We start from the raw sequence: 21,388 nt of genomic DNA, 5'->3' as shown, positions 1-21,388 counted from the left end.
TAGGTATTGCCATACAACCTCCTTCGGATGACTCGTGTTTATGTTTATCTTTGGCGATGCAAAACGAAGTATATTTTGGGTAAATCAATCAGCATAAGAGATTTGTACACGCCTATTCAGCCGACGGTCAGGCAATCGGCCGAAAATGTTATTTATCGTGAGTTTTTGCCAGCACCTGAGCTACGACCCTATATTTATTGCTATTGGCAGCTCCAAACCGCTCATCCACTATCGGAGCAGTTCAATTACCGAGTGGTTTCGGATGGGTGTATTGATATATTCTTTGAGGCACATCAATCGCACGAAAGTTTTGTGATGGGTTTTTGCAAACAGTTTACGGAGTTTGCACTTCCTCATTCTTTCAATTATGTGGGGGTTCGGTTTTTGCCCAGTATGTTTCCGCAATTATTCAAAATAAACGCCAAAGAACTTAGCAATAAATTTGAGTCATTAGACCATGTACTTCCTGATGTTTCAGACTTCATTAAAAATCATTTGAATGCCGAACAAAGTCCCACCCAAATCGTAAACTTACTGGATGCGTATTTTATTGAAATCGTCTCAAAGGCCAGTGTTAACCATGATACTAGATTTTACAATGCGATACAGATTATTCTTGATAAGCAGGGGATACTAGATGTGGAGACAGATTTAGATACCGGGATAAGTTCACGTCAGCTTCGGCGCCTTTTTGAGTTTTATATTGGTGATACACCCAAAACGTTTAGTAAAGTGGTGCGGTTTCAGCATATTTTACGCGCCAAACCTTCCTCTCAGAGTTTGAGACAAAACAAGCTTTTTTTTGACGTAGGCTATTATGACCAAGCTCATTTCATAAAGGAATTTAAAAATTTTTATGGAGTGACGCCGAGCAAAGCATTTGGTAGGTAAGTTGTCCGATTTTTACAATGATAAAGCAAGGGATTTTGGGACTTTTGTGTCATCAAAATCCTATTGACGATGAGATACTTAATGGCTATTTGTTTACTTGTTTGTCTATCAAACATTGCTTATTCGCAAAAAAACGGAACTTCTAACATCTCTAACAAAATGAAACTAAACGCCGGTATTGTTACGCACAAACTCGCAGAAAGCAAGGTCTTTTATACGCAAGTATTAGGGTTTGGAGTAAGTTTTGAAAACGAATTTTACCTCTTACTTCATACACCCTCTAAAGAAGCCGAAATCAGCTTTTTGCTGCCAAATCATCCCACTCAGCAACCTTTGTTTCAAGCACCATTTATGGGAAAAGGTATGTATCTTACCATTGAAGTAGAGGATGTTGACAAAATTTATAATCAATTAAAAAATAACGGGATAGAAATCAAAATTGATATTCGGGATGAACCTTGGGGAGATCGGCATTTTGCTATCGAAGATCCCAATGGCATCGGAATAGATATCGTAAAGTACTCTCCTCAGGATTAGTTGATTGAGCAATAAAAGTAATACCTTCGCAGAAAATTACAGAAGCAGTATATGCCAATCAGTGTTATTTCCAATGTCTCGATTGATGCGGCAGAGGCCGTCAAAGGGTGCGATATCCGAGATAGTATATTTAAGTACATTCAGCAAGACTATCCTGCCTTTAGTCCCGAAAGCTATATTTCGATTGACGAGCTGAATTACTATCGACGTACTTACCTTACGAAGTTGGTAGAACAAGAACGGGGTGAGTTGGCAGTGCTAGATTTGGATGTAATGAGGGCTATTAATGAAAACGCCATTTTGTCGGAAAACATCCAAGATGAAATAGACACCCAACTTACTATCGGGCAGAGGTTAGCGGACAAGATTGCGACATTTGGAGGAAGTTGGACGTTTATTATCACTTTCTTCTCTTTTCTCATGCTGTGGATGTTGATCAACGTTTGGGTGTTGGCGGCCAAGCCTTTCGATCCTTATCCCTTTATCCTGCTGAATTTGATTTTATCGTGTTTGGCAGCGATACAAGCACCAATCATTATGATGAGTCAAAATCGACAAGAGCAAAAAGACCGACAACGTGCTGAGCATGATTATAAAATCAATCTAAAAGCCGAGCTCGAAATCAAATTGCTGAGTGAGAAAATGGACCACTTACTGGTACACCAAAATCGAAAATTGCTTGAAATACAGGAAGTTCAGATTGATTACTTAGAAGATTTGATGAAGCGTTTGAATACCAAAGAGTCATAAAAGCCTAGGCAACGTTCAAAAACGTTGCCTAGAGGCATACTTCTATCAAAGTCTATTGATGTAAATGTTTGGTCATACAAGCCCCCTCACAAAACGCCTTACTGACTCCATAAAAATAGGTTCAAAAGTAGCTAAGCTGGCTTTGGGTTGAGTGATGAGAGATACCATCAAAAAACCGTAAGTCAAACACCACCATTCGTAGAAGGTTTTGGAGATGGCATCGGCCGACCGAGGACGAATGTGCGCCAAAGCATCCCAGATAGGGTGGTTGTTGAGCATAGCAAACTCCACCTGAAATGCTTGTCTAGACTGGCACATGGCTCCTTCTATATTAAACATTACTTGAAATACTTCGGGCTGCTCAATCGCAAATTTCCACTGCACTTGTGCAAATTCGATTAGAAGCTTCTCAGGACTACGATACAAGGTTTTGAGGCGAGTGAGCTCATTGTGCAAATGACTGAAACCTTCATTACGAATGGTTTCTAAGAGCTTGTCTTTATTGTCAAAATATTCGTAAAGGATAGGAGGACTATATTCGATTACTTCGGCTATTTTTCGAATAGATACTGCTTGCCAACCTTCTTCGCGGGCGATATCGCGGGCAGTTTTGAGGATGTCGGTACGAACTTGCTTACGTAAGCGTTCCCGACGTTCAACGATTCCCATGTATTTTTATGGATTAGAAGTAACTTAACAATGTAAAATTATTTACAACATAAATTAAAAGCTACAAATAACCAAATTTTACTAAAAAAAGCCCCTCAAGGTTTACCTAGGTAGGGGCTTTTGGGGGAAAGTTGTAAGAGCAATATTCTAAAGACTTTCTAATGTACTCTTGATAGCCTGAAAGTCTGGTAAGTTGGCGGGACTGTCTAGTACCTCTGCGTATTGAATCACTCCATCTTTATCAATCACAAAAGCCGCACGACTTGCCACACCCTTCATGCCAAAAGCGAAGTTTTCAAAATAGACTCCATAATCTCGGATAGTTTGCTTGTTGAAATCAGAGAGGAGGTCAAAAGTATAGTTTTGCTCATCCTTAAATTTTCCCAACGAAAAAAGCATATCTACTGATATACCCACTACATCAGCATTGAGGCGAGTATAGTACTCGATATTGTCGCGCATGGTGCAGAGCTGAGCGGTACATACGCCCGTAAATGCAGCTGGGAAAAAATGAATAATAAGGTTTTTGCCTTCAAAGTCTTCTAAAGAAACTTCTTGTTTATTGGTATTATAAAGCTTAAATGAGGGAGCCTTATCGCCTTTTTGGAGTGCCATATTGTTAGATTTTTCGGTTTTATTTTGCAAAAATAGAAATACATCTTGAAAACTTGATAAGTCAGCAAATGTTCGTAATTATGCCAAAAATTAACCAGAGAGAGGAGTTTTGAAGCTAGGTATTCTTTATCAGGAATAAGCTAATTATTTCGTTTAACAATCATACATCCGTTCAAATCATTATGCAGACTATTTGGGGAATCGACCTCGGAGGCACCAAAATAGAGGGAGTAATATTGGCATCCCCGTCACCTGATGCCGTCATTATACGTAAAAGGATTGATACTGAATCATATAAAGGGTATCAGCATATTGTCAATCAAATCGTGAGACTGATACGTGAGCTTGAAGCCGAGACTGGTCATAAAGCCGAAAAAGTAGGGATTGGTACCCCAGGTACGGTGGAACCTTCTACGGGCTTGATGAAAAACTGTAATACTACCTGTCTCAATGACATGCCCCTCAAAAAAGACTTAATGGGAATTTTGGGCATTCCGGTTGAAATCGCCAATGATGCCAATTGTTTTGCCCTTGCCGAAGCTACAATGGGAGTGGTGCCAGAGGTGGTTCCCAACTATCAGTGTGTTTTTGGCGTCATTATGGGAACAGGCGTAGGGGGTGGGGTTGTTATTAAAGGAAACGATGGTCAATCATTTGTCTTGAACGGAACCCAAGGTATTGGAGGAGAATGGGGACATAATGAACTCGAACCCAACGGTTATGATTGTTATTGTGGTAAAAAGGGGTGTACTGAGCAAGTATTGTCGGGGCCAGCTTTGCAAAGGTACTATACACAAATAAGTGGAAAAGAGCTGAAAATGAAGCAAATAGTGGAGAGATATTATGATGGTACAGACCCTTTTGCTACGCAGACTATCGACAGGATGCTAGAGTATTTTGGCAAGGCAGTTTCGGTACTGATGAATATTCTCGACCCCGATGCCATTGTGCTGGGTGGAGGAGTGGGCAATATTGATTTGCTTTATACCGAAGGTGTAGAAAGAGCCAAAAAATATATTTTCAACAGTGGTCGTGTGCAGACTAAAATCCTACGACCTAAATTGGGAGATAGCGCAGGCGTGTTTGGGGCGGCAATGTTGGTCAAATAGTTTTGTAAAAAGTATTTTAAGGAAATTTAACATTGGGGTTTTTAGCTCACTAAAAACCCCAATAAGGTATAAATTCATAATAATGAATCATTGGTTAGTTAAGTCAGAACCTTTTGTATATAGTTGGGACGATTTTGTGAAAGCAGGTAGAAGTGTATGGGATGGAGTAAGAAATTATCAAGCACGCAATAACCTCAAAGCCATGAAAAAAGGCGATTGGGTGTTGTTTTATCATAGCAATGAGGGGCTTGCCGTAGTGGGTATTGCAGAGGTAGCCATAGAAGCTTATCCTGACCCTACTATCGATGACCCACGCTGGGTAGTGGTAGAGCTAGTGCCAGTGCAGCCTTTGAAGAAGCCAGTGACTTTGCAACAAATAAAAGCAGATAATAGATTACAACAAATAGCGTTAATTAGGCAATCTCGCTTGTCGGTCATGCCGATTCAAGCGGAAGAGTTTGACCTAATCTTAAGTCTTAGCAACGATGAAAACACAGATGAATAATGTTCGAAAATCAGGAGTAGGGCAAGGGTTAATGCCTTTATTTAGCTCCTACTTATGGCATGCTATGAGCACGTTGGTAATTTTATTGGGAAGTTTTTTTGCCAATGCCCAAACTATCAAGAGGACCGAGATTCCTACTCAAGGTACCAATGCCGCTTTTCACACAATTTCGCTTGGCAATAAAGGTGTTGTTTTGGTGTCGCAAATCGCCAAAAACGCTTTTAATATTCAAAAATACAACCCTGACCTTGAAAGAGATTGGTCATTGAATGGTACTATTGAAGATAATCTCGACTTCGTCAAATCATCTTATGACGGTCAGTCGGTCTATTTATTGTTTACGCGCAATCGTACAGACTTTTACCAAGTCGTAAAAGTAGGCTTGGCGGGGTTTATGGAGACTTTCTTCTTGACCTCGGTTGATCGGTTTCAAATTACCGATTTTCAAACCCTGGGCTATTCTGTTTTTATGGCAGGCACGGTACGCGACGAGCCTATGTTACTTTATACCAACTTGGCCTCTAAGCAGAGTAAGGTTTTGCCCGGAGTCACCCAAGCCAATACGGTGATTCAGTCGGTAGATGTAGATACTACTCATCACCTTGTCAATGTTTGCTATGCCGCTCGCAAAGGCCGTGAAATCAAACTTATTTCTCGCACTTTTGATGAATATGGTCAGTCGGTGGGTCAAATTGTATTGAATCCTGACCCCGATTATTCTTTGCTCAATGGGCGCCTTTTTATGCTCAACGACTCGACCAAATTGATGATTGGTACTTATGGCTTCCGCAATATGCAAGGCAACAACAACAGCGCATCGCAGGGGTTGTTTTTGAGTAAAATTGTGTATGATGAGGTCGATTTTACACAATACCATAGTTTTACGGATTTCAAAAACTTTTTCAATTTTATGAGTGAGCGCGAGCAAGAAAGAATGCAGCGCAAAATCGAACGCAAAAAAGAAAGTGGAACAGACGTAAAACTAAACTATCGCTTGTTAGTACATGATATCATTGAGCAAAACGGCAATTATCTTATCTCTGGCGAAGTGTTTTATCCCGAATATCGCAACAACATGAACGGGCCTTATGGGATGAGTTCGTGGTGGGGCTCACCCATGATGTCGCCTTTGGGATGGGGCGGGTTTGGTATGTTTCCGTCTTATGGCTTATGGAATCCTTACTATTGGGATCCTTGGTTTGGCTCCCGTCGTATGAACAACGGTCAAGTATTTAATGGGTTTGTTTATACCCATGCAATCGTGGCAGGTTTCAACCCCAAAGGAGAGCTGCTTTGGGATAATTCTTTGCCGTTTGATAACGTGCGTAGTATGGAACTAAAAGAAAAAATCCGGGTGAAGCCTAATCCTGATCAAACCATAGAAATGCTTTATAGTAACAAAGGTGCTATCAAAGCCAAAGTGTTTGAAGGAAATAAAGTATTAGCCGACCGTCAGCCTATTCCTATCTTGACTGCCGATATGGGAGACCGTGTGCGTCAGACTACCACCGATGAGGTGTTGTATTGGTACGATAATTACTACTTGGCCTTTGGCTATCAACGCATCACTGGAGACGATGGGCGTCGGAATGTATTTTATATGAACAAAATTTCTTTTTAATTTCTGATTCTATTGCGAAGTCCCTATTTTGTAGTTTAAGTTTGCTACAAAATAGGGACTTTTATTTATACATATGCAATTACTCACTCCTCTCCACTGGAAAGAATACGAACTGATAGACAGCGGTAATTTTGAGAAATTAGAAAGATTTGGGGCTTATGTACTTGCCCGACCGGAACCTCAGGCGATTTGGGATAAGTCTTTGTCGGAGCAAGAATGGAAAAAAAGAGCGCAAGCAACTTTTGTAAGAGAAAAAAACTCTCCCGAGCGTGGAGAGTGGCAACTCACTCCTGGAATGCCCGAAAAATGGTGGACAAGCTATCGTCATCAGCAACTAGATTTGAAACTGAAATGCTCGCTGACTGCTTTCAAGCACGTGGGTATTTTTCCCGAACAAGCCGCCAACTGGGATTATTTAGCCCAAAAACTGAGTAGCTTGTCCGTTGAGCGTCCTACTGTTTTGAATCTCTTTGCTTATACGGGTGCTGCTTCAGTGGCGGCACGACAAGCAGGTGCAGACGTGACGCACGTAGATTCTGTAAAGCCTGTGGTCACGTGGGCTCGCGAAAATATGGAAGCAAGCGGGGCCGACAATATCCGCTGGATGGTCGAAGATGCCTTTAAATTTGTACAACGCGAAGTAAGGCGTGGAAAAACCTATCATTGTATCATCCTTGATCCGCCGGCCTATGGACGTGGCCCGGCTGGGGAGAAGTGGGTACTTGAAGAACAGCTCAATGAATTGCTTAAGTCTTGTGCCGAATTGCTTGATAAACAGAATTTTGTGTTTATTTTGAATCTTTACTCCCTGGGATTTTCAGCCTTAATGGCCGAAAATCTGGTTTTAGACCGATTTGGAAAAATACCAAATGCCGAAATGGGAGAACTATACTTGCCTGATCACTTTGGACGTAAATTGCCTCTAGGAATTTTTTATCGTTTTGCGAGTATATAGCGAAGCTATGATTAAATAATGGAAATAATAGCACAGAGAGAAGTGCTTGCCTAATTTTTAATTAGCGTATTTACTTGTGATTTGGTCGAAACTTTCTCGAAATTTGTGCTAAAATCATTTGAGTTCAACACATTGAAAGGGTTTTCGTTTTTATTGGGTATTGGTCTATTGATTGGTTTATGGGGGTGTAGCAGCGATGCCCGACAGCAAACGCGTATTCCTCCGTCTCCCTCCGACGATGAAGTAAAACGTGCTAAAATCGGGGTGGAGTATTTGGATAATATCATTAGACGTAACCCACGCTCAGCTGCCAATTTTCATAAAAGAGGGGAGCTGTATATGGTGCTACGCAATTTTTCCGCTGCCTTGGAAGATGTCAATGAGGCGCTTGATATTAGTCCTAGCAATGGATTATATTTGTTGACTAAAGCACGGATATTACGTCAATTGAAGCGGTATGACGAGTCTTTAGCTGCCGCCCGCCGCGCTGAGGTATTGCAGCAAGATACGCCTGAGTTGTATATACTATTGGGAGATTTGACCCAACAAAAAAAGCAATACCGCCAAGCAAAATTATACCTAGCCAAAGCATTGCAGATGGCTCCCTATGAAGGAGAAGCCTATTTTTACAATGGTATGTTGGACGCAAGTCAAGGAGATACACTTTCTGCGATTGCTTTGATGCAGAAAGCATTAGAACTAAAACCCCGTTTTGCTCCGGCTTATATTGAGCTTACGAGTATTCATACTCGTCTGCGGGATTATGAACAAGCGCGCTATATCAACAGCCAAGGCTTAAAGTATTTTCCTAGGGAGTCGGCTTTGCATTATACCAGAGGGTTGAGTTATGCTAATCAAAAAAGACTAGATAGTGCCTTGATATGCTTTCGGAAAGCCATCATTTTTGACTCCACCAATTATGTGGCTGATTTTCAGGCAGGAGCTATTTATCTTAAGTGGAATAGCTTGCCTCAAGCAGTAAAAAGTTTTCAAAAAGTAATCAGATATAATCCCAAATACCCACAAGTAAACTTTATGTTAGGCACTGCTTACGACCGGATGGGTAATTTGGAAGGAGCGGTGGAGCAGTATGGACTTGCGGCAGAAGTTGACCCTAGCGATTGGCGTTCAAAAGGAAGGTTGTATCGCGCTCAGCAACGTAAATATTATTTGGATACCTATGGTACGCTGCCGCCAGCAGCTCCCGAAGTAGCTACGGAGTCGGAAGAGGAGTCTTCGCCAACCCAAGAGCGTCCTCTTGATCCCGAACGCATCCCGCTTCAAGTACTCACGCCTCGTTTAGAAATCAAAACCAAGATTGATACGGCACGGAATTTGAAGATTAAGCCGTAGATTGAGCTTGCGGAATGTTGGCAGTAAGGTATAAAAATCCCAATTTTGCGAAAATTTTTAGCCGCCATGCGGTGCTTATTATTTATCATGTATAATTCGTTATTTTCAAATGAGTGACCTTATCAAAATTACGCTACCCGATGGTAGCGTACGCGAGTATCCCCAAGGCTCGTCAAGTATGGACATTGCGCTGAGTATCAGCGAAGGATTGGCGCGGAATGTATTAGCCGCCAAAGTCAACGGTCAAGTGTGGGATGCCACGCGCCCTATTACCACCGACGCTACCGTCCAGCTTCTGACGTGGAATGATACCGATGGCAAGGCCACCTTTTGGCACTCTTCGGCTCACTTGCTGGCTGAGGCGATTGAAGCCCTTTATCCTGGTACAAAGTTTGGGATTGGCCCCGCTATCGAAACGGGCTTTTATTACGATATTGACCTAAACGGGAAACCATTTTCGCAGGAAGATTTCAAAAAAGTAGAAGATAAAATGCTTGAATTGGCACGTCAAAAGAGCGATTATAAACGTACCGAAGTAAGCAAAAAAGATGCGATTGAGTATTTTACCGAAAAAGGAGACCAATACAAACTCGAACTGATTGACGGGTTGGAAGACGGGCAGATTACTTTTTATTCACAAGGTGATTTTACGGATCTCTGCCGTGGCCCTCACATGCCCAATACAGGGTTTATCAAAGCCGCTAAAATCATGAATGTAGCGGGAGCTTATTGGCGTGGCGACGAAAAACGCCCCATGCTTACACGGGTATATGCGGTGACTTTTCCTAAGCAAAAAGAACTAGACGAGTATTTACATGTATTGGAAGAGGCCAAAAAACGTGACCATCGCAAGCTAGGCAAAGAACTGGAACTTTTTACATTTTCTGAGAAAGTAGGACAAGGCTTACCTTTGTGGCTGCCCAAAGGAGCTTTGCTCCGCGAACGTCTCGAAAGCTTCTTGCGAAGAGCACAAGTAAGAGCAGGATACTCACCCGTAGTGACGCCACACATTGGTGGAAAGCAATTATATATTACTTCGGGGCACTGGGAAAAATACGGAAAAGATTCATTCCAACCCATTCATACGCCCGAAGAAGGAGAGGAGTTTATGCTCAAACCCATGAATTGCCCCCACCACTGCGAAATTTACAAATCGCGTCCACGTTCTTATCGTGAGTTGCCTTTGCGGTTGGCTGAGTTTGGGACCGTGTATCGTTACGAACAAAGCGGGGAGTTGCATGGTCTGACTCGCGTGCGTGGTTTTACCCAAGACGATGCGCATATTTTCTGTCGAGCGGAGCAAGTAAAGGATGAGTTCAAACGAGTGATTGACTTGGTACAATATGTATTCCGCTCTTTGGGATTTGACAATTATAGCGCTCAGATTTCATTACGCGACCCCGAAAAACCAGAAAAATACTTTGGGAGCGACGAAGATTGGGCAAAAGCCGAAAGTGCTATCATCGAAGCGGCGGCAGAAAAAGGACTTAACACCGTAACAGAGTTGGGCGAAGCCGCTTTTTATGGCCCCAAATTAGATTTTATGGTAAGAGATGCCTTGGGTCGCAAATGGCAACTAGGCACCATTCAGGTAGACTATCAATTGCCGCAACGATTTGAATTAGAATACATGGGCTCAGATGGTCAGAAGCACCGCCCTGTGATGATTCACCGTGCGCCTTTTGGCTCTTTGGAGCGTTTTATTGCTATTTTGATTGAAAATACGGCGGGTAATTTCCCCTTGTGGCTCTCACCTGACCAGATTGCGGTGTTGCCTCTTTCTGAAAAATACCAAGACTATGCCAATGATATTTTCCTCCAACTTCAAGAAGCGGATGTACGTGGCTATGTAGATCATCGCGATGAGAAAATAGGCCGCAAAATCAGAGATGCGGAAGTTAACAAGTTACCTTATATGCTCATTGTAGGGGAAAAAGAACAAGAGGAAGGTAAAGTCTCGGTACGTCGTAAAGGCCAAGGCGATTTAGGGCAAATGACCATACAAGATTTTATCGAACATTTCAAAGCCGAAGTACAAGGTACGATTGCTACTTTTGGGGCTTAATAAAAAACGTTGGCAAAGCGCTGAGCTATTCCAACGTTGGATAATACCAACAAAAAATCCCGCACTTTTCAGCGCGGGATTTTTTGTTTAAGAAAACTACTTAGCGATTATTGTATGTTGAGATGGTAACTGGAAATTTTGATGTAGTGGTGGTAGAAGTGGGTAAAACCCCTCTTACCACAAAAGTAATGGCACGGCCTGCTGTCAATCCCGTAAAGTTGGTAGTGACAGAAGTCGTGACATTGGCTGCACCGTCTACTTTAGTCGTAAATCCGCTGATAGCAATGGCACCTCCTTTAAAATCAGTTGGAAGAGTAAGCGGGACAAAACTACTGGCTTTCCCAAACTCTACTTTTTCGGCGAGGGTGTTTCCGGCAATTGTCAATCCTACAGCGGTGGAGTTGGGTACCATATTGACTACCCTAAAAAACAACTGACGGTCGTTGAAAGCGGGGATATTATCCGGAATGATGACGGCGCCATAAGTAGGCGCTATGCCTGTCGCAAATACCGAATAATACTTGTCTGCTTCTACAGGTACGCTACCATCAAACAAAACTACTTCCGCAGCGGTACTTGAAGCGGGGACAGTCAGACGAGCCTTGGCAGCACCTGCCTCTACGATGGCATAGTCGATAGCTGGATAAACATTGCCATAAGTGATAACACCCGGAGTAGCAGGTGGAGTAGTGATAACACCCGAAAATTTCTTGTCATTCACAAAAAGGGCGACACCAGCAGCATCAGGGGCGGCGTGGATAAATTTGACCCGTGCCCCTTGCGCAGTCTCAACATCTTTTAGAAGATTGTGCTCTTCTCCGCAAGCAGTGATGAGCGTCGCAATTGCACTTGCGACTAGTATATTTTTGATTGAGCTAATTTTCATTTCAATGAATTTGGTTAAAAACTGATGTGTCATTTGGCACATCAGCGATTCAAAAATAAATGCACTAAGGTTTTACAAACCAAATTTCGTAGGTATGATAATCGGGATTATTACCACCAATGATGTCCAAAGACTTCCGATTCCAAACGTATTCAGAGTTGTAACGTGGGCGCATACGATACACGGGTTTGCCGTTGTTGTCAGGAAAAAGACGAGTGCCTGTAGGGAGTGTAAAGCCAGTATAAACATCGCTACTGTACTTATGACGGCGCATATCTACCCATGTTTCCATAGCCCCGATAGCGTATAGTGCAATGTATTTTTGAAGCATAACATCACTTAATTTTAGCGTACCTGCCGTTTGTGCTACGGCAGTACTGGTCATGTATTTGGCTTTGTCGGCGGCGGCTACTCCCACAAAATCCATATGAGCTTCGATTCCTTTTTTATAGGCTTCTAAGGCTAATGTAGGATTGTTCTTTTTTAGTGCTGCTTCTGCTTTGATAAACTGAAGTTCGGCATAAGTCGCTAACTGATAAGGGGCATTGTCACGATAAATCCAGCGGCCAGCCGTTGGGGCGGTCGTACCAGGAAGATTACCCCAAAGCAATGGAATTCTTCTGACGTTTCCGGCGGCGTTGTTGGGGTCACCAAAAGTGGCCTGCACACCCCGATAAACCCCATCAGGAGAAGCTGCAAACATGATGGGCAAGCGTGGGTCAACAACACCCGCAAAAGTAGTACCGTCGAGAAGCCCTATCGTAAAAGCACCCGGCACCGTCGTAGTTAGGTTGCCTCGAAGTGGGCCATAGAAATTACCATCAAGGGAGTTTGAACCTGCATGAGACACCGAAAAATTATCAGCGTTGCTTGTAAAAGACTTGTCTACGTACTCAATTACCTTATCAGGATTATAACTTGCTTTATTGGTTAAGTTATGAGCATTTCTGGCCAATACAGCATATGCAAATTTTGTCCATTTGGTCACATCCCCATTATAAACAGCGTCCCCACGACGAAGAGCAGGTATGGTTTCGGTATTGCTCAAATCCTGAATAGCTTCGGTGGCGAGTCTTACCACTTCCTTATATACATCTTCTTGCGAATCATATTCAAAAACGTAGCGGTTGGGTTCCCATGCCTGTTTCAAAATCATCTCACCGTGTACATCAGTAGTGGTTTGCCAAGTCCAAGCCCTGATGGCTTTAGCCGCACCTACATAGTCAAACTGCTTTTTTGGAGTGGCATCTTCGATGATTAAATCGATGTTTTTACCTACTGACCAATAATGCGAGCGCCACATCTCACCGCCATTGTCGCTTCCAGAAATATAGCCATGTCTTTCCCAACTATCGAGGGCAGAATTAAGGCCCCAATACTGGACATAGCGCCCTGTAAACCGTGAGTCAAACACGTGCCCGCGTACCATTTGAGCAAGTACGGGAGGTAAAATAGCTGACGCCTCAGCTACTTGGGGGTTGCTTGGGTCGGTGTTGATGTCTAGGTATTTTTCGCAACTGCTCAAACCCGTCATTACCCCAAGTGTAAGAAATATATGAAGTATTTTTTTCATTTTTAATCAAATTTTATATTTGTAACTATTTGATTTTGAGAGTATTTTCTCTTTGTCAAAAGTTAGGGGGATTATAAACTGATACGCACTCCAAACGAAACTGCACGTGCAAGAGCCAACGTTCCAAAGTCAAAACCTGCTCCGCCTACTCCAAGAGTACTGGCAGAATTACCATTGATACTTGGGTCGGCACCTGTATAATTGGTCAGAAGGAACAGGTCTGTTCCTGTTACAAATACGCTAGCATTGTTCAGAAAACCTGTACGATTGAGAAGGGTAGTAGGGAGTTTGTAGCTTAAAGTAATATCTCGCAAACGCAACCAATTGATGTCTTTCTCCACAAATTCAGATTCCGGAAGGGCCGAAGTATAATAATCTAAACGAGTAGCGGGAGTGACTTGGATATTGTTGGGAGTAGGATTATCGGTATTTTCCAAACCATCGCGCAATACGCCCTTAAATACTACAGGCTGGTCTCTGTCGAGAGTACGCGTGCTTAAACCCATGGCATACAAGTATTTTTCATTACCATTGTACACATCTCCTCCTTTACGAATATCCAATAAAAACGAAAGTTGTAAGTTTTTATAGCGGAACATGTTGGTTACACCCATCGTAAAATCTGGATTACGGTCGCCAATCGGCAAGAAGTTGGTATTAGTAATGGGTAAGCCAGTAGCAGGACTAATCAAAATATCGCCGTTGTTGTTACGGAGATAGCTATATCCACCAATGGCAGTTGCGCTTCCTTCTCCACGGCGATTGTAAGCTAAGTTGATATTTGAATAATAACTATCCAATCCATTCACAAAAGCACTGGCGCGGGCATTGCCATAGAGCCAAGTATCAGAGTTGTAGTACTCTGCTACGTCAGCAGGAAGGTTGCGCACGTCTGTTTTAAGTTTGCTGAAGTTGATAGTAGCGTCCCAGCCAAAAGAAGGAGTACGTACAGGGGAACCTGTCAAGGTGATTTCTACACCTCGATTAGAGAAAGTACCGCCATTGAGTAATCCAAAGATAAAGCCTGTTCCGTAGCTAAGGCGTTGGGTGACAATTTGTTTTGAACGCTCATTTGAATAGTATGCCACTTCTAGACCTAGACGGTTTTTGAAGAATTTTAGCTCAGTTCCAACTTCAAATCCGCTCGAACGTTCTGGATTGAGGTTTGGATTGTCACCATAAAAATCATAGATAAAACCACCGCCTGTCGTAGTCTGTGGTACTAAGCGTGCTCTTACGCGGTACGGAATTGCGTCTTTACCAGTTTGTGCATAAGAAGCTCTAATTTTACCAAACGACAAGGCGCTGAATTGACCTTTCATTGAAGGCAAATCAGTAAATACAAAACTCATACTTACTGAAGGATAGAAGAAGGAATTGTTGGCTTTTGGAAGTGTTGACGACCAGTCGTTACGGCCAGTGATCGACAACGACAAATAATTTTTATAGTCTATATCCAATTTCCCAAATACACCTAGCAATCTTTGACGGGTGATGGTGAGCTTGTTACGCTGGGTAGAAGGGTCAGTATTGTTGATAGAATTATAATCAGGTAAATATAATTTTTCCCCTCTTACGGCAGTGACTTCATAATTGCGGTCATCTACTGAGCCTCCCAACAAAAAGGAGGTGTTGAAATCTCCGATTGCTTTTTTAGCGGTTATCAACAAATTCCCATTAAGCAATTGACTATTTTCGGTATAGTTGTCGATAGTACCACGTCCTACCAAGCCACGGTTCGACTCAGGGTGAAGGAATGAGTTTCCGAGGGTTGAGTAATTGTCAGCCCCGAATCGCCCGATGATGTTGAGCCAAGTAGTAGGAGTATATTCAAGCGAGAAATTGCCAATGGTACGTTTGGTACGGTCGGTGTTTTTGTTTTTATTGACACTAAACAGCGGATTGTCGTATTCGCCCGTATCAGCAATCAAGCGGCGGCGCGTGCCGTCGGGATTAAGATAATTACTAACATCATCATAAGAAGGCCAAGTAAGCAAACCAATCAAAAAGCCATATTCGCTACGGATAGGCTTCACTACTTGCGTATTTACAAAGCTAAAAGAGGTAGTAGCTTTGAGCTTAGAGGTAAGATTGGCGGTAGCGGTAAGGCGCGTAGAGAGGGTTTTGAAAGCACTCGTAGGCACAGTACCGGCTTGGTCGGTGTAGGTAGTAGACCAGCGGTAAGTCACGCCTTCTTTTCCTCCCTCAAATCCTAAGTTATGTTTTTGAGTAAAACCAGTACGGAAGAAAGACTCAAAATTGTCATAAAGTTGGGTGTTTTCTGGAAGTTTTGGTCCAAAAAACCGTTGGGTGTTTGGGTCTGGAGCACCATTGAGCCCACGGCCATACACTTTCTGTACTTGCGGAAAACGATATACATCCTCAAAACGGAAATTGTTGTCGTAAGTGATTTTGCTTTTGCCTGCACTTCCTTTCTTTGTAGTAATCAAAATAGCTCCTGCCGATGCATCAATACCATACAAAGCGGCTGCTTCAGGTCCCTTAAGAACGGTAATGCTTTCGATGTCGTTTGGATTGATGTCGGCAGCGCGGTTAAGATAGTCATTGTCGCGGTTGGGCAAGGGGTTTACGTAGGCTTCTTGGCTAAAAGTACGGTTGTCGATAGGGAGGCCATCTACCACAAAAAGCGGTTGATTATTGCCACCAATCGAACTAGCTCCGCGCAATTGGATAGCTACCGAAGAGCCCGGTTGCCCCGAAGTAGGAGTCATGGTAAGACCTGCGATGCGGCCTTGCATTGCTACTAAAAAGTTGTCTCGACCTGTATCAATGATGTCTTGGCCTTTCACATCTTGCGTAGAGTAGCCAAGGAGTTTTTTCTCTTTCTTGATACCCATAGCGGTCACAACTACCTCATTGAGGGTCGATTCATCGGGCGATAATTCGAGGTTGATAACGCTCTGATTCCCTACCTTTATTTCACGACTTGTAAAGCCAATGTAGCTGAAAATCAAAGTAGCATTGGATGGTACAGTGAGTTTAAAATCGCCGTTGTTGTCGGTGGTGGTGCCGCGTGTAGTGCCTTTAATCACAATGCTCACCCCAGGAAGTAGGGTGTTGTCGGAGTTGCTCGATACTTTTCCCGTAATGACTCGGTCTTGGGCAAAAAGCGATACGCTTAAAGCCAAACACAGTACCAAAACTCCTAATCGGAGTAAAAGTTTGTTCATAGTGAAGTTGAAGTTGGTTTTAGTTTGATTAAAAAACTGAATAAACTCTCCAAAAAAAGCAAATACCTTTCTGATTTGCAATGAATCTTGCAATAAAATTGCGTTTGTGTGCGGTTTTTCAAAATTTATTATGCGTATTTGTGCAGGTTTTTGCTTGAATTTAATCCCTTCCTTGCATGATTATTCTGTATTTGGAAGGTATCTCAGTAGACTTGTAGGAGGAAATTATCAGTCTTAAGAGATAGGTAGAATAAAGGATTACATTGATTTGTGAAATTGCGGTAGATATATTTTTTTAGTTTTCAAATAATTTGGTTAATCCCGTTTTAAGCACTAAAGCAAAAGTTTTAGGGTTTTTGTTTTGGTGTAATTTGTTGATTTTGAGCGAATAATGATTGGTAAATAACGAATGGCGATTAACGAACAACAAACAACGAATAATGATTAACGAATAACGGCACGGGCAGTCCAGTTGTGCTTTGGCACTTAAATCAATTAATTTTAGATTTTTAATTCATAACTCATCCTATGTCAGTAACCATTGCTCCTATTCAAGAAAGCCTTCTGGCTTATTTATCTGATAAAGCCTACTCTAAAGTTGTCGTAATTGCAGATACCAATACCCGCAAACACTGCTATAGTCAAATAAAAACGCTTTTGCCAAAGCACCACTTGATAGTAGTGCCTGCGGGTGAGCAGCACAAAAATCTAAGTACGTGTGAGCAAATTTGGGGCGAAATGACCCGCCTGGGCCTAGACCGTCATGCGGTAGTGTTTAATCTGGGTGGGGGAGTGATTGGAGACATGGGAGGGTTTTGTGCTGCCACCTATAAACGAGGGATTGATTTTGTGCAAATTCCGACCACTTTGCTTGCTCAAGTGGATGCAAGTGTGGGTGGAAAACTAGGCATTGATTTTCAAGGATTCAAGAATCATTTGGGCGTTTTTACCCAACCAAAAAATGTTTTGATTGACGCATCCTTTTTATCCACTCTCCCGTATATAGAACTGAGATCGGGTTTTGCTGAAATTATTAAGCATTGTCTGATTGCGGATGCGGCCAAATGGGAAGCAATACGCAAGAAGGACTTTGAGATGCAAGACTGGGGAGATTTGATTGCGCATTCTGTCGAAATAAAAAAAGAGGTAGTAGCTCAAGATCCGACGGAAAAAGGATTACGCAAAATTTTAAATTTTGGTCATACTGTGGGTCACGCTGTGGAGACCTACTATCTAAGTAAACCGCCCAAAGAGCGCTTGTTGCACGGAGAAGCTATCGCAGCAGGAATGATTATCGAAACTTACATTGCCTATCGAAAAAAAATGGTCGATTTGCAAACATTAGAGCAAGTAGAGGAGTTTATATTTTCGTTGTATGGCAAAGTAAATTTAAAAGTGCTTGATATACCTCATCTGATTGAATTGGCTTATCAAGACAAAAAAAATAAAGGGGGAGAGTTGCGTTTTTCGTTGCTTACAGGAATAGGGAGTTGTGGATATGACATCAAAGTAACGGCCAACGAATTTCATCAAGGAGTAGCGTATTACATAGGATAATTTATTGTTGACAAGTTTTACAATAAAAAATTTGCTTTTATCGAAAATTTCGTAATTTTATCCAAATATTCGGGCATAACACCTAACACTAACATCCGTCATGAAGCTTGCTAAACTTTTACTTTTTGGTTGCGTCGTTGTGTGGGCGGCGGGCTGTAACACAAGTCGTCGTATTTTTGTTGAACACGATTACAGTTATGAAACAAATTTCAAGACATACAGTACGTATGCTTTCTTGGAATGTGAGAGAGATACAGGTAACGTCTGTACTGAAGTGTACAACGCGATTCACCGCCAAATGCAGGCGCGTGGCTATCGTCTCTCCACAAGTAAGCCTTCCCTTTTGGTAAATTACGGCATTTTTTATGACAATCTACGTTATCAGGGCTATATGCAGCCGGTTATCAAAAACTGGGTAGATACCGAAGATGATTCTTTCAAATATGAACCTATTCGCTATTCATTAGATAAAGGAACTATTATTATTTCACTCATAGATGCCGATAGCGACCAAGTGGTGTGGAGAGGGTACGCGGCTGGTATTTTCAAAAATCCCAATGCCGCCAACAACTACTACCGAAACGTAGTGAGGTCAATTTTTGATCAATATCCACTTTTTGCTTCTGGCTATGACCCCCGTGGTGGTGGTCCACAGGAAAGCGGTAAGTGACAAATACATACTATTTCTATACCAAAAAAGCCCGGCATGCCGGGCTTTTTTGGTTATTTAGGATTAGCCAAACAAATCCTCGTGCCGCTCTAGCATTAAGATGGCAGATTGAGGGACAATGATGTATTTTTCATCATTATACATCACCTCTATGGCATTGCGTTGGAGATAAATCGCAAGGTCGCCTTCTTGGGCTTGCAGAGGCATGTATTTTACTTTTTCTTCGGTTTCTTTCCAAGGTTCATCTTCTACAGGGCTTGGAATGGGGTAGCCAGGGCCGACTTTGATGACATAGCCACTTTGCACTTGTTCTTTTTCGGTAACAGTAGCAGGAAGATAAAGGCCAGAAGAAGTTTGATCAACGGGATTTTTGGGTTTGATAAGTACGCGGTCGCCTACCACAATGAGGCGTTTAAGCTTGTTGTCGGGGGTTACTTCGAGCATAGACTAGGTGTTTATGAAAGTGTCGAATAAATAATCAATCACCAATGAAATTTGAGGTGTGAATGTAGTAACACACATAAAAAGAAAAAAGTTGAAGCGATTATAAAATCACCTTTCGGCCAAAAGGAGGTTGGCTCAGCACATAGGCGGCGTTTTCATCGCCCAATTCTACGGCTCTCGAAAGGTCTTTTTCGGCTTGCGATAGTTGGTGCAGTTTTAGACGAGCCAAAGCACGCCAGCGAAGAGCGTTGGATTCATTTCCTCTTGAAAACCAAACAGCTTTGTCGAACGATAGAAAAGCGGTGTTGTATTCACCTAAAAAATAATGAGCCATGCCGTGATCAAGGTGTACATCGGCTAGGGTATTATCAAAGCTAAGGGCTTGTCCTGAGTCATAAATCGCCGAAAAGTAATTTCCTTCTTTGAGATTGCATTTGGCTCGATAGGCGTAGGCAATGGCAGATTTACGATATTCTTTGATTCTTTTATCAAAATAAGCAAAAGCTTCAGCGTAGGCTTGATTGTCGTACAGTTGTATTCCCTCTAATAACCTTTTCCTTTCTTTGTCGGTTGGGGTATCGTGGTCTGTAAGATAGTATCGAAGTACTAAATACGGAATCAATAAAAGAATCAGCAAAAGCGTTTCCACGTTACAAAAACAGTGTCAGAGTTTATCAAATTTACCATATACTAACGTTTGTTACAACTATTTGGTTACAGCTTTCCTTGATTTTTGTAATAATGGGTGGATTTTATGATAATTTTGGGGATAATTCGGACTGAGAGATTATTTTAAAATACATTCTCCAAAAATCATGAGCACTTCTTTTTCAACAACTACTGACTTTTATCAAATTGATGACTTACTGACCGAAGAACATCTCTTGGTGCGTGATGCGGTACGACAAATGATTAATCGTGACGTACGCCCCATCATCGAAGACTATGCTCAACGAGCCGCCTTTCCGGCCCATTTGATTCAAAAATTTGCCGAAATTGGTGCTTTTGGCCCTACCTTACCCGTGGAGTACGGTGGGGGTGGGATGGATTATATTGCGTATGGGTTGATTACCCAAGAAATTGAGCGTTGTGACTCAGGGATGCGCTCTACGGTATCGGTGCAGAGTTCGTTGGTGATGTGGCCTATTTTTGCCTACGGCTCCGAAGAGCAGCGCCAAAAGTACTTACCACGTTTGGCTTCGGGCGAATGGATCGGGTGTTTTGGACTTACCGAACCCAATCATGGGTCTAATCCGGCAGGCATGCTTACGCATTTTAGGGATGAAGGCGACCACGTGATTTTGAATGGTTCCAAAATGTGGATTACCAATTCACCCGTGGCCGATGTTGCGGTAGTATGGGCCAAAAACGAACAAGGGCGTATCCAAGGACTGATTGTAGAAAAAGGAATGGAGGGATTTTCGGCGCCCGAAATCCATAATAAGTGGTCGCTAAGGGCGAGTGTGACGGGAGAGTTGGTGTTTGATAATGTCAAGGTACCCAAAGCCAATATTTTACCTAATGTGGAGGGGCTTCGGGGGCCGCTTGGCTGTCTCGACAATGCCCGCTATGGCATAGCATGGGGAGCAATAGGGGCGGCGATTGACTGCTATGAGACTGCCCGCAACTACGCTTTGGAAAGAATTCAGTTCGGAAAACCGATAGGTGCGTTTCAGATTCAACAACAAAAACTAGCCGAAATGTTGACCGAAATTACCAAGGCGCAATTGTTGGTCTGGCGGCTAGGAACCCTCAAAAATGCCGGAAAAGCTACTACTGCTCAGATTTCGATGGCCAAACGAAACAATGTTGACATGGCTCTTCATATAGCTCGTGAGGCTCGACAAATGTTGGGAGGAATGGGCATCACTGGCGATTATCCTATCATGCGGCATATGATGAATCTCGAATCGGTGATTACTTATGAAGGTACGCACGATATTCATGCTTTGATATTGGGGCATGAGATTACGGGTATCCCAGCATTTAAGTGATAC

Annotated in this window: 19 protein-coding genes; 12 read left to right on the top strand and 7 right to left on the bottom strand. The window is 42.5% G+C overall.

The window, feature by feature from the left end; genetic code table 11:
• Positions 1-75 precede the first annotated feature (75 nt).
• From P1X15_RS07990 to P1X15_RS07980, 3 genes are all read left to right on the top strand, one after another.
• On the top strand, positions 76-891 hold the full coding sequence (locus P1X15_RS07990) for a helix-turn-helix domain-containing protein (RefSeq protein ID WP_277337622.1): 816 nt from the start codon (positions 76-78) through the stop codon (positions 889-891).
• A 159-nt stretch (positions 892-1,050) separates the two neighbouring features.
• Positions 1,051-1,428 carry a VOC family protein gene (locus P1X15_RS07985; protein ID WP_277337621.1) on the top strand — a complete coding sequence of 126 codons (378 nt, stop codon included), beginning with the start codon at positions 1,051-1,053 and terminating at the stop codon, positions 1,426-1,428.
• A 51-nt stretch (positions 1,429-1,479) separates the two neighbouring features.
• Entirely contained in the window at positions 1,480-2,178 is a 699-nt protein-coding gene (locus tag P1X15_RS07980; protein ID WP_277337620.1) for a DUF1003 domain-containing protein, read from the top strand.
• A gap of 72 nt (positions 2,179-2,250) precedes the next feature.
• Here P1X15_RS07980 and P1X15_RS07975 read toward each other — a convergent pair whose 3' ends face one another.
• Positions 2,251-2,847, bottom strand: a complete 597-nt coding sequence (locus tag P1X15_RS07975) for a TetR/AcrR family transcriptional regulator (RefSeq protein WP_277337619.1) — start codon at positions 2,845-2,847, stop codon at positions 2,251-2,253.
• A 147-nt stretch (positions 2,848-2,994) separates the two neighbouring features.
• Positions 2,995-3,462 carry a redoxin domain-containing protein gene (locus P1X15_RS07970; RefSeq protein WP_277337618.1) on the bottom strand — a complete coding sequence of 156 codons (468 nt, stop codon included), beginning with the start codon at positions 3,460-3,462 and terminating at the stop codon, positions 2,995-2,997.
• 182 nt (positions 3,463-3,644) lie between these two features.
• Between P1X15_RS07970 and P1X15_RS07965 the strand changes: the two genes are divergently transcribed.
• The 6 genes from P1X15_RS07965 to thrS all read left to right on the top strand — a co-directional run bounded on the left by P1X15_RS07965 (position 3,645) and on the right by thrS (position 11,070).
• Complete coding sequence (locus P1X15_RS07965) at positions 3,645-4,571, top strand: ROK family protein (protein WP_277337617.1); 927 nt, start codon at positions 3,645-3,647, stop codon at positions 4,569-4,571.
• Positions 4,572-4,653: 82 nt separating this feature from the next.
• The gene (locus P1X15_RS07960; RefSeq protein ID WP_277337616.1) at positions 4,654-5,076 is read left to right on the top strand and encodes an EVE domain-containing protein; all 423 of its coding nucleotides are present in this window, start codon (positions 4,654-4,656) and stop codon (positions 5,074-5,076) included.
• Positions 5,057-6,697, top strand: coding sequence for a hypothetical protein (locus tag P1X15_RS07955; RefSeq protein WP_277337615.1), 1,641 nt, complete (start codon positions 5,057-5,059; stop codon positions 6,695-6,697). The genes P1X15_RS07960 and P1X15_RS07955 overlap by 20 nt, the downstream gene beginning before the upstream one ends.
• A 73-nt stretch (positions 6,698-6,770) precedes the next feature.
• Positions 6,771-7,652 carry a class I SAM-dependent methyltransferase gene (locus P1X15_RS07950; RefSeq protein WP_277337614.1) on the top strand — a complete coding sequence of 294 codons (882 nt, stop codon included), beginning with the start codon at positions 6,771-6,773 and terminating at the stop codon, positions 7,650-7,652.
• Between the two features lie 105 nt (positions 7,653-7,757).
• Entirely contained in the window at positions 7,758-9,005 is a 1,248-nt protein-coding gene (locus P1X15_RS07945) for a lipopolysaccharide assembly protein LapB (RefSeq protein ID WP_277337613.1), read from the top strand.
• Between the two features lie 109 nt (positions 9,006-9,114).
• On the top strand, positions 9,115-11,070 hold the full coding sequence (gene thrS / locus P1X15_RS07940) for a threonine--tRNA ligase (protein ID WP_277337612.1): 1,956 nt from the start codon (positions 9,115-9,117) through the stop codon (positions 11,068-11,070).
• 100 nt (positions 11,071-11,170) lie between these two features.
• Here the strand turns inward: thrS and P1X15_RS07935 are convergent, their stop codons facing one another.
• From P1X15_RS07935 to P1X15_RS07925, 3 genes are all read right to left on the bottom strand, one after another.
• Positions 11,171-11,956, bottom strand: a complete 786-nt coding sequence (locus tag P1X15_RS07935; protein WP_277337611.1) for a DUF4397 domain-containing protein — start codon at positions 11,954-11,956, stop codon at positions 11,171-11,173.
• A gap of 64 nt (positions 11,957-12,020) precedes the next feature.
• Positions 12,021-13,529, bottom strand: coding sequence for a SusD/RagB family nutrient-binding outer membrane lipoprotein (locus tag P1X15_RS07930; protein WP_277337610.1), 1,509 nt, complete (start codon positions 13,527-13,529; stop codon positions 12,021-12,023).
• Between the two features lie 71 nt (positions 13,530-13,600).
• On the bottom strand, positions 13,601-16,720 hold the full coding sequence (locus tag P1X15_RS07925; RefSeq protein ID WP_277337609.1) for a SusC/RagA family TonB-linked outer membrane protein: 3,120 nt from the start codon (positions 16,718-16,720) through the stop codon (positions 13,601-13,603).
• Positions 16,721-17,248: 528 nt separating this feature from the next.
• On the opposite strand from P1X15_RS07925, the gene aroB reads away from it, so the two are divergent.
• Positions 17,249-18,277: a 3-dehydroquinate synthase gene (gene aroB, locus P1X15_RS07920; RefSeq protein ID WP_277337608.1), complete on the top strand. Its 1,029-nt coding sequence runs from the start codon at positions 17,249-17,251 to the stop codon at positions 18,275-18,277.
• Between the two features lie 100 nt (positions 18,278-18,377).
• A complete protein-coding gene (locus P1X15_RS07915) occupies positions 18,378-18,947 on the top strand; it encodes a DUF4136 domain-containing protein (protein WP_028666624.1) in 570 nt (189 codons plus the stop codon).
• A 63-nt stretch (positions 18,948-19,010) separates the two neighbouring features.
• On the opposite strand, the gene P1X15_RS07910 is transcribed toward P1X15_RS07915, so the two are convergent.
• Positions 19,011-19,391, bottom strand: a complete 381-nt coding sequence (locus tag P1X15_RS07910) for a co-chaperone GroES family protein (RefSeq protein ID WP_028666623.1) — start codon at positions 19,389-19,391, stop codon at positions 19,011-19,013.
• Between the two features lie 100 nt (positions 19,392-19,491).
• The gene (locus tag P1X15_RS07905) at positions 19,492-20,040 is read right to left on the bottom strand and encodes a hypothetical protein (RefSeq protein ID WP_277337607.1); all 549 of its coding nucleotides are present in this window, start codon (positions 20,038-20,040) and stop codon (positions 19,492-19,494) included.
• A 166-nt stretch (positions 20,041-20,206) separates the two neighbouring features.
• Between P1X15_RS07905 and P1X15_RS07900 the strand changes: the two genes are divergently transcribed.
• A complete protein-coding gene (locus P1X15_RS07900) occupies positions 20,207-21,385 on the top strand; it encodes an acyl-CoA dehydrogenase family protein (protein WP_277337606.1) in 1,179 nt (392 codons plus the stop codon).
• The last annotated feature ends 3 nt before the right edge of the window (positions 21,386-21,388 follow it).

The organism is Runella sp. MFBS21 (assembly GCF_029433105.1).
Lineage (GTDB): Bacteria > Bacteroidota > Bacteroidia > Cytophagales > Spirosomataceae > Runella.
The sequence above is the reverse complement of the archived record's forward strand: the minus strand, read 5'-3'. Positions and strand labels throughout refer to the sequence as shown.

Excerpts from the sequence above, each read along its gene's own strand:
- P1X15_RS07955 (WP_277337615.1), top strand. The coding sequence starts at position 5,057 with ATGAAAACACAGATGAATAATGTTCGAAAATCAGGAGTAGGGCAAGGG.
- P1X15_RS07925 (WP_277337609.1), bottom strand. The coding sequence starts at position 16,720 with ATGAACAAACTTTTACTCCGATTAGGAGTTTTGGTACTGTGTTTGGCT.
- P1X15_RS07980 (WP_277337620.1), top strand. The coding sequence starts at position 1,480 with ATGCCAATCAGTGTTATTTCCAATGTCTCGATTGATGCGGCAGAGGCC.
- thrS (WP_277337612.1), top strand. The coding sequence starts at position 9,115 with ATGAGTGACCTTATCAAAATTACGCTACCCGATGGTAGCGTACGCGAG.
- P1X15_RS07930 (WP_277337610.1), bottom strand. The coding sequence starts at position 13,529 with ATGAAAAAAATACTTCATATATTTCTTACACTTGGGGTAATGACGGGT.
- P1X15_RS07965 (WP_277337617.1), top strand. The coding sequence starts at position 3,645 with ATGCAGACTATTTGGGGAATCGACCTCGGAGGCACCAAAATAGAGGGA.
- P1X15_RS07970 (WP_277337618.1), bottom strand. The coding sequence starts at position 3,462 with ATGGCACTCCAAAAAGGCGATAAGGCTCCCTCATTTAAGCTTTATAAT.
- P1X15_RS07960 (WP_277337616.1), top strand. The coding sequence starts at position 4,654 with ATGAATCATTGGTTAGTTAAGTCAGAACCTTTTGTATATAGTTGGGAC.
- P1X15_RS07935 (WP_277337611.1), bottom strand. The coding sequence starts at position 11,956 with ATGAAAATTAGCTCAATCAAAAATATACTAGTCGCAAGTGCAATTGCG.
- P1X15_RS07900 (WP_277337606.1), top strand. The coding sequence starts at position 20,207 with ATGAGCACTTCTTTTTCAACAACTACTGACTTTTATCAAATTGATGAC.
- P1X15_RS07985 (WP_277337621.1), top strand. The coding sequence starts at position 1,051 with ATGAAACTAAACGCCGGTATTGTTACGCACAAACTCGCAGAAAGCAAG.
- aroB (WP_277337608.1), top strand. The coding sequence starts at position 17,249 with ATGTCAGTAACCATTGCTCCTATTCAAGAAAGCCTTCTGGCTTATTTA.
- P1X15_RS07975 (WP_277337619.1), bottom strand. The coding sequence starts at position 2,847 with ATGGGAATCGTTGAACGTCGGGAACGCTTACGTAAGCAAGTTCGTACC.
- P1X15_RS07915 (WP_028666624.1), top strand. The coding sequence starts at position 18,378 with ATGAAGCTTGCTAAACTTTTACTTTTTGGTTGCGTCGTTGTGTGGGCG.
- P1X15_RS07910 (WP_028666623.1), bottom strand. The coding sequence starts at position 19,391 with ATGCTCGAAGTAACCCCCGACAACAAGCTTAAACGCCTCATTGTGGTA.
- P1X15_RS07950 (WP_277337614.1), top strand. The coding sequence starts at position 6,771 with ATGCAATTACTCACTCCTCTCCACTGGAAAGAATACGAACTGATAGAC.